Origin of the sequence: Pseudomonas sp. EGD-AK9 (assembly GCF_000465935.2) — a bacterium.
GTDB lineage: Bacteria > Pseudomonadota > Gammaproteobacteria > Pseudomonadales > Pseudomonadaceae > Aquipseudomonas.
The window spans coordinates 1-7,217 of sequence record NZ_AVOF01000164.1 but is presented as its reverse complement, the minus strand read 5'-3'; the positions used below and the strand labels follow the sequence as shown (position 1 = coordinate 7,217).

The window sequence follows — 7,217 nt, the reverse complement described above, 5'->3', positions numbered from 1 at the left end:
GGCGCAGCCGGCCAGGCCGGCGCCGATCACCACCGCGTGTTTGTCCTGCGCCTGGTGCGGGGGGCGGGCGAACCAGGGTTTGGTCTCGTCTCCCGTGGCGCCGATGAAGCGCCCCTTGAGTACCTCCCATTTCTTGCCCAGGCCGGGTACACGTTTCATCCGGAAGCCGGCGTCGTTCAGCGCCCGGCGCACCACGCCGGCGCTGCTGAAGGTGCCCAGGGTCGCGCCGGGAGCGGACAGCCGCGCCAGTTCGGCGAACAGCTCGGGCGTCCACATCTGCGGGTTCTTCGCCGGGTTGAAGCCGTCGAGGAACCAGGCGTCGATGCGTGCGTCCAGCTGCGCCAGCTGCTCCAACGCGTCGCCGATCAGCAAGGTCAAGGCGATGCGGCCATCGGCCAGCAGCAGGCGCTGGTAGCCGGGGTGAATGGCGCGGTACTGCACCAGCAATTGCTCGGCCTGGGGCGCCAGCTCCGGCCACAGGGCCAGGGCGCGCTGCAGGTCGGCCAGTTGCAGCGGGTACTTCTCCACGCTGACGAAGTGCAGGCGCGCACCGGCCGGCGCCTGCTGCTCGAACAGCTGCCAGGCGCAGAGGAAGTTCAGCCCGGTGCCGAAGCCGGTTTCGCCGATGCACAGGCACTCGCCGTCGCCGAGGGCGGCGAAGCGCGCCGCCAGGTCGTTGTTGGCGAGGAAGACGTAGCGGGTCTCTTCCAGGCCGTCTTGCTGGGAGAAGTAGACGTCGCCGAAGTGACGCGACAGGGGTTGGCCGCGTTCGTCCCAGTCGAGCTGGGCGTGATGAGGTTCTGACATGGAGGGGTTCCGCTGGATCGTGCGGCGATTCTACCGCGCCGCGCCGACGGGCAAAGGCGGGCATCATCCGTTACGCTGTGGTGATCATTCCAGGGAGGTTGCCGCATGTTCGAATCCGCCGAAATCGGCCGCAGCATCGATAAAGCCAGGTTCGAAGCCGAAGAGCCGGCGCTGCGCGAGGCGCTGCTGGAGGCGCAGTACGAGTTGAAGCAGCAGGCGCGCTTTCCGGTGATCGTGCTGATCAACGGCATCGAGGGCGCCGGCAAGGGCGAGACGGTCAAGCTGCTCAACGAGTGGATGGACCCGCGGCTGATCCAGGTCAGCACCTTCGACGTGCAGACCGACGAGGAACTGGCCCGGCCGCCGGCCTGGCGCTACTGGCGTCAGCTGCCGCCGAAGGGGCGCATCGGCGTGTTCTTCGGCAACTGGTACAGCCAGATGCTTCAGGGCCGGGTGCATGGGCGCTTCAAGGACGCCGTGCTGGATCAGGCCATCGATGGCGCCGAGCGCCTGGAGCGCATGCTCTGCGACGAGGGCGCGCTGATCTTCAAGTTCTGGTTCCACCTGTCCAAGCAGCATATGAAGGCGCGCCTGGAGGCGCTCAAGGACGACCCGCTGCACAGCTGGCGCATCAGCCCGCTGGACTGGCAGCAGTCGAAGACCTACGACAAGTTCGTCCACTACGGCGAGCGTGTGCTGCGCCGCACCAGCCGCGACTACGCGCCCTGGTACGTGGTCGAGGGGGTCGACGAGTATTACCGCAGCCTGACCGTCGGGCGCATCCTCCTCGAGGGGCTGCAGGCGGCGCTGGCCAGCCAGCAGCGCGCGCAGCGCCAGCCGCATGCCGCGCCGCTGGTGTCGAGCCTGGACAGCAGCGCTCTGCTGGCCAGCCTGGACATGACCCAGGCGCTGGACAAGGACGACTACAAGGAGCAACTGACCGTCGAGCAGGCGCGTCTGTCCGGTTTGATGCGCGACAAACGCATGCGCAAGCACGCGCTGATCGCGGTGTTCGAGGGCTACGACGCGGCCGGCAAGGGCGGCGCCATCCGCCGCGTTACCGGCGCGCTGGATCCGCGCCAGTACCGCATCGTGCCGGTGGCCGCGCCCACCGAGGAAGAGCGCGCCCAGCCCTACCTGTGGCGCTTCTGGCGGCATATCCCGGCGCGCGGCAAGTTCACCATCTTCGACCGCAGCTGGTATGGCCGGGTGCTGGTGGAGCGGGTCGAGGGGTACTGCAGCGAGGCCGACTGGCTGCGCGCCTACGGCGAGATCAACGACTTCGAGGAGCAACTGAGCGACGCCGGGGCGATCCTGGTCAAGTTCTGGCTGTCCATCGACCAGGACACTCAGCTGGCGCGCTTCCAGGAGCGCGAGCAGATCCCCTTCAAGCGTTTCAAGATCACCGAGGAAGACTGGCGCAACCGCGACAAGTGGCCGCAATACGCCGACGCGGTGGGCGACATGGTCGACCGCACCAGCACCGAGATCGCCCCCTGGACCCTGGTGGAAGCCAACGACAAGCGCTTTGCCCGGGTCAAGGTGCTGCGCACCATCAACCAGGCGATCGAGGCGGCCTTCGCCAAGGATTGAGGTGCATACGCCGGATCAATGATGGTCGCGCCCCGGGATCGGACGGATTTATCTTCGCCATATCCGCCATCCAATAACAACGAGGTGCGTCATGCGTGAAGTGGTGATAGTCGACAGCGTGCGGACTGGCCTGGCCAAGTCCTTTCGCGGCAAGTTCAACCTGACCCGGCCGGACGACATGGCCGCCCACTGCGTCGACGCGCTGCTGGTGCGCAACGGCATCGATCCGAAGCAGGTCGACGACTGCATCGTCGGCGCCGGCTCCAACGAGGGCGCGCAGGGCATGAACATCGGCCGCAACGTCGCGGTGCTCTCCGGCCTGGGCAACCCGGTGGCGGGCATGACCCTCAACCGCTTCTGCTCCTCGGGCCTGCAGGCCATCGCCATCGCCGCCAACCAGGTGGCCTCCGGCTGCAGCGAGATCATCGTCGCCGGTGGCGTCGAGTCCATCACCATGACCCTGAAAAGCATGAACATGGACCAGCTGTTCAACCCGCTGCTGCAAAAGGACAACCCCGGCATCTACTACCCCATGGGCAAGACCGCCGAGATCGTCGCCAACCGCTACGGCATCACCCGCGAGGCCCAGGACGCCTATGCCCTGCAGAGCCAGCAGCGCACCGCCCGCGCCCAGGCCGAGGGGCTGTTCGCCGACGAAATCGTACCGATGGCGGTGAAGTACCAGGTCGAGGACAAGGCCAGCGGCGAGAAGAAGATTCTCGACGGCGTGGTCGAGGCGGACGACTGCAATCGCCCGGACACCAGCCTCGAATCCCTGGCCGCGCTGCAGCCGGCCTTCGATCCGGCCGGCAGCGTCACCGCCGGCAATGCCTCGCAGCTGTCCGACGGCGCCTCCATGACCCTGGTGATGAGCCTGGAGAAAGCGCTCGAGTTGGGCCTGACGCCCAAGGCGTATTTCCGTGGTTTTACTGTGGCTGGCTGCGAGCCCGACGAGATGGGCATCGGCCCGGTGTTCTCGGTGCCCAAGCTGCTCAAGGCCAAGGGCCTGACGGTCGACGACATCGATCTCTGGGAGCTCAACGAGGCCTTCGCCTCGCAGTGCCTGTACTGCCGCGACAAGCTGGAGATCGACAACGCCAAGTACAACGTCAACGGCGGCTCCATCTCCATCGGCCACCCCTTCGGCATGACCGGCTCGCGCCAGGTCGGCCATCTGGTGCGCGAGCTGCAGCGCCGCCAGCTGCGCTACGGCATCGTCACCATGTGCGTTGGCGGCGGCATGGGGGCGACGGGGCTGTTCGAGGCTTATCGCTGAGTCCAAGGTTCTTCGCCCCAACGAAAACCGGATCCTCGATCCGGTTTTTTATTGGCCTGGCGTATGCGGCATGCAATCGGGACGCCTGCCCCGGATTGCATCCGGGCTGCGGGTGCGCGTTTGTAGCGGCCTTGGCGGGGGCACCGGGATGGCAGGGCATAAAAAAACCGGATCGCCGATCCGGTTTCTTATGCGAGCGGGCTGACTCAGGCGGCGACGAAGCCGGCGGGGTAGGCCAGGGCGGCCTGGCTGCTCTGCACTTCGCCGATGGTTTCGCGGACCACCTGCTTGGCCAGGCAGGCGCACTTGCCGCACTGGCTGGCGATGCCGAGGGTGCTGCGCACTTCACGGTAGCTGCAGCAGCCTTCATAGACCGCGTCGCGGATTTGCGTATCGGTGACACCTTCACAGAGGCAGACGTACATAAGCAAGGCTCGTCTTGGTGGATCTGTTTGATGCGACGGATACTAATGTTAATGAGAATGCTTGTCAAAGAACTCTTGCAAATGCCCGCGCTAGAGACCTGGCTGGCTGACGAACGGTTGCCGCCGTGGCGGCCGCGGCCAGAAAAAATCCGGAAGAGTTTTTGACTGCGCCTGGCGACGGCCGGCAGCAGGCAAAAGGGTCGAGTGGCCGCGGCGGGTGGTGCGCATCACTGGGCTGCAGCCTGCGAGGCCGGGCGGCCAGACGCGATGGGGCATCGGCAAAAAACCGGCGCGAGGCCGGTTTCTGGTGGGGACTGATTGCCGCGCAACGGCTTACTGGTCGAATTCGTCCCAGCCGCCCATTTCCTTCCAGCGGTTGACGATGCCGCAGAACAGCTCGGCGGTCTTCTCGGTGTCGTAGCGCGCCGAGTGCGCCTCCTTGCCGTCGAACTCGATGCCGGCGGTCTGGCAGGCCTTGGCCAGTACGGTCTGGCCGTAGGCGAGGCCGGCCAGGGTGGCGGTGTCGAAGCTGGAGAAGGGGTGGAAGGGGTTGCGCTTGATGCCGCAACGGGCCACCGCGGCGTTGAGGAAACCCAGGTCGAAGCTGCTGTTGTGGCCGACCAGGATGGCGCGCTTGCAGCCGGCCGATTTGATCGACTTGCGCAGGCCCTTGAAGATCTCGCCGAGGGCGTGTTCTTCGCTCACCGCCATGCGCAGCGGGTGATCCAGCTTGATCCCGGTGAACTCCAGCGCCGCCGCCTCGATATTGGCGCCTTCGAACGGCTCGATGCGGAAGAAGTGGGTGTGATCCGGGTAGAGGAAGCCGCTCTCGTCCATGGCGATGGTGGTTGCGGCGATCTCCAGCAGGGCGTCGGTGGCGCAGTTGAAACCGCCGGTCTCGACGTCCACCACCACCGGCAGGTAGCCGCGAAAGCGCGCCGCCATGGGCGTGCGCGGGCCGGACGGCAGGCTGGGATCGAGTTCGTCGTCGTAATGCTCTTCGCTCACGCCTGGCCCTCCAGCAGCTTCCAGCGCAGGGTTTCGCCGGCGCGCAGGGGGATCACCGTCTGCTCGCCCAGCGGCAGGCTGGCCGGGGCGGTCCAGTCCTGGCGCACCAGGGTGATCGAGTCGCTGTTGCGCGGCAGGCCGTAGAAGTCCGGGCCGTGGCAGCTGGCGAAGCCTTCCAGCTTGTCCAGCGCACCGCGCTGCTCGAAGGCCTCGGCGTACAGCTCGATGGCGGCATAGGCGGTGTAGCAGCCGGCGCAGCCGCAGGCGGCTTCCTTGGCGTGCTTGGCGTGCGGCGCCGAGTCGGTGCCGAGGAAGAACTTGCGGCTGCCGCTGACGGCGGCGTCGAGCAGGGCTTCCTGGTGCACGTTGCGCTTGAGGATCGGCAGGCAATAGAAGTGCGGGCGGATGCCGCCGACCAGCATGTGGTTGCGGTTGTACAGCAGATGATGGGCGGTGATGGTGGCGCCGACGTTGGCCGGCGCGGCCTCGACGAACTGCACCGCGTCGCGGGTGGTGATGTGCTCGAACACCACTTTCAGCGTGGGGAAGCGCTCGACCACACGGCGCAGGTGCTCGTCGATAAAGGCCTTCTCGCGGTCGAACACGTCGATCTCGGCGCGGGTCACCTCGCCGTGCACCAGCAGCGGCATGCCCACCTCGGCCATGGCTTCCAGCACCGGGAAGATCTTGTCGATGCTGGTCACGCCCGAATCGGAGTTGGTGGTGGCGCCGGCCGGGTACAGCTTGGCGGCGTGGACGAAGCCGGCGGCCTTGGCCTGGCGCACGTCCTCGGGGCTGGTGTTGTCGGTGAGGTAGAGCACCATCAGCGGCTCGAAGCGGCTGCCGGCCGGGCGCGCGGCCAGGATGCGCTGGCGATAGGCGTCGGCCTCGGCGGCGTTGCGTACCGGCGGTACCAGGTTGGGCATGATGATGGCGCGGGCGAAGGTGCGCGCGACGTCGCCGACGGTGTGCGGCAGCACCGCGCCATCGCGCAGGTGAATGTGCCAGTCATCGGGACGCAGGAGAGTCAGGCGGTCGGACATGGGGGCTTCCAGGCGGGTAAAACGTGAGCGGAATGCTACCGGAAACCGCCGGAAAATGCGCTGTGGGCGGGACGGACGACGTCGCGCCGGCGGATTTTGCGTGCCGACACGAGCGGTGCGCGAAGCAATTCGCCCCTACAGTTTTTCGCCAAGGCACCGATACCTAGGGAGAACCGTGTATTCGTGGAGCCCGTCGTGCGCCAGCCCCGTCTTGTCCTTTCCTGTCTGCTGGCCGGCCTGGCCCTGAGCCTGCCGGCGCACGCCGTCAGCTTTCAGACCCGCCTGGAACAGGTGGAATGGAAGGTCGAGGGCGATCAGTTTGAGTGCCGCCTGAGCCAGCCGATCAGTCAGTTCGGCAGCGGCGAGTTCGTGCGCCGTGCCGGCGAGCAGGTGACCTTCCGCCTCAAGGCGCGTGAACGCTGGCTCGGCGCCGGCTCGGCGACCCTGCTGGCGGCGGCAGCGCCCTGGCAACCGGGGCGCGGCGACATCCACCTGGGCGTGGTCAGCGTCGGCAACGGCGAGGTACCGTTCAACAGCTCCCATGAGCAGGGCGCGCGGCTGCTCACCGGTCTGCTGGAAGGGCGCAGCCCGCTGGTGCGCCACCGCACCCTCAACGGCGGCGATAGCCTCGAGGTACGCCTGCTGCCGGTGAAGTTCCACAAGGCCTACGAGGACTACCAGGCCTGCACGGCCAAGCTGCTGCCGGTCAACTTCGAGCAGATCCGCCAGGCGCAGATCGGCTTTCCCGGCGGCGGTGTCGAGCTGGACGCCATGGCCCGCGCCAAGCTGGACATCGTGCTCGACTTCATCAAGGCCGACCCCAGCATCAACAGCTTCCAGATCGACGGTCACGCCGACAACAGCGGCAACCGCCTGACCAACCGCGACCTGTCGCGCCGCCGCGCCCTGGCGGTGCAGGAGTACCTGGTGGCCGGCGGCGTGCCGGTCGAGCAGATCACCCTGCGTTTTCATGGCGAGCGTTACCCGCTGGCACCCAACAACAGCGAGGCCAACCGCGCCAAGAACCGCCGCGCCACCCTGCGCCTGGAGCGCCTGCCGCCGGCC

At 67.1% G+C, this 7,217-nt stretch carries 7 protein-coding genes; 3 read left to right on the top strand and 4 right to left on the bottom strand.

Translation table 11 applies throughout. The features are described 5' to 3' along the window. Window positions 1–807 (bottom strand): tRNA (5-methylaminomethyl-2-thiouridine)(34)-methyltransferase MnmD (mnmD, locus tag N878_RS09245; protein WP_021443383.1); only part of this gene is annotated, 807 nt, incomplete at its 3' end. Window positions 808–912: 105 nt separating this feature from the next. Here mnmD and pap point away from each other — a divergent pair. Together pap and N878_RS09235 are read left to right on the top strand one after the other, a co-directional pair. Then, window positions 913–2,400 (top strand): polyphosphate:AMP phosphotransferase, encoded by a 1,488-nt coding sequence (pap, locus tag N878_RS09240; protein WP_021443382.1) that lies wholly within the window; start codon window positions 913–915, stop codon window positions 2,398–2,400. Between the two features lie 91 nt (window positions 2,401–2,491). Beyond that, entirely contained in the window at window positions 2,492–3,676 is a 1,185-nt protein-coding gene (locus tag N878_RS09235) for a thiolase family protein (RefSeq protein ID WP_021443381.1), read from the top strand. A gap of 206 nt (window positions 3,677–3,882) precedes the next feature. Here N878_RS09235 and N878_RS09230 read toward each other — a convergent pair whose 3' ends face one another. The 3 genes from N878_RS09230 to pyrC form a co-directional block, all read right to left on the bottom strand. After that, window positions 3,883–4,101 carry a bacterioferritin-associated ferredoxin gene (locus N878_RS09230; RefSeq protein ID WP_021443380.1) on the bottom strand — a complete coding sequence of 73 codons (219 nt, stop codon included), beginning with the start codon at window positions 4,099–4,101 and terminating at the stop codon, window positions 3,883–3,885. A 333-nt stretch (window positions 4,102–4,434) separates the two neighbouring features. Beyond that, the gene (rnt, locus tag N878_RS09225) at window positions 4,435–5,109 is read right to left on the bottom strand and encodes a ribonuclease T (protein WP_021443379.1); all 675 of its coding nucleotides are present in this window, start codon (window positions 5,107–5,109) and stop codon (window positions 4,435–4,437) included. After that, a complete protein-coding gene (gene pyrC, locus N878_RS09220) occupies window positions 5,106–6,152 on the bottom strand; it encodes a dihydroorotase (RefSeq protein ID WP_021443378.1) in 1,047 nt (348 codons plus the stop codon). Before pyrC ends, rnt begins: the two co-directional genes overlap by 4 nt. Window positions 6,153–6,347: 195 nt before the next feature. Between pyrC and N878_RS09215 the strand changes: the two genes are divergently transcribed. Further along, on the top strand, window positions 6,348–7,217 hold an 870-nt coding region (locus N878_RS09215; RefSeq protein ID WP_021443377.1), incomplete at its 3' end, for an OmpA family protein.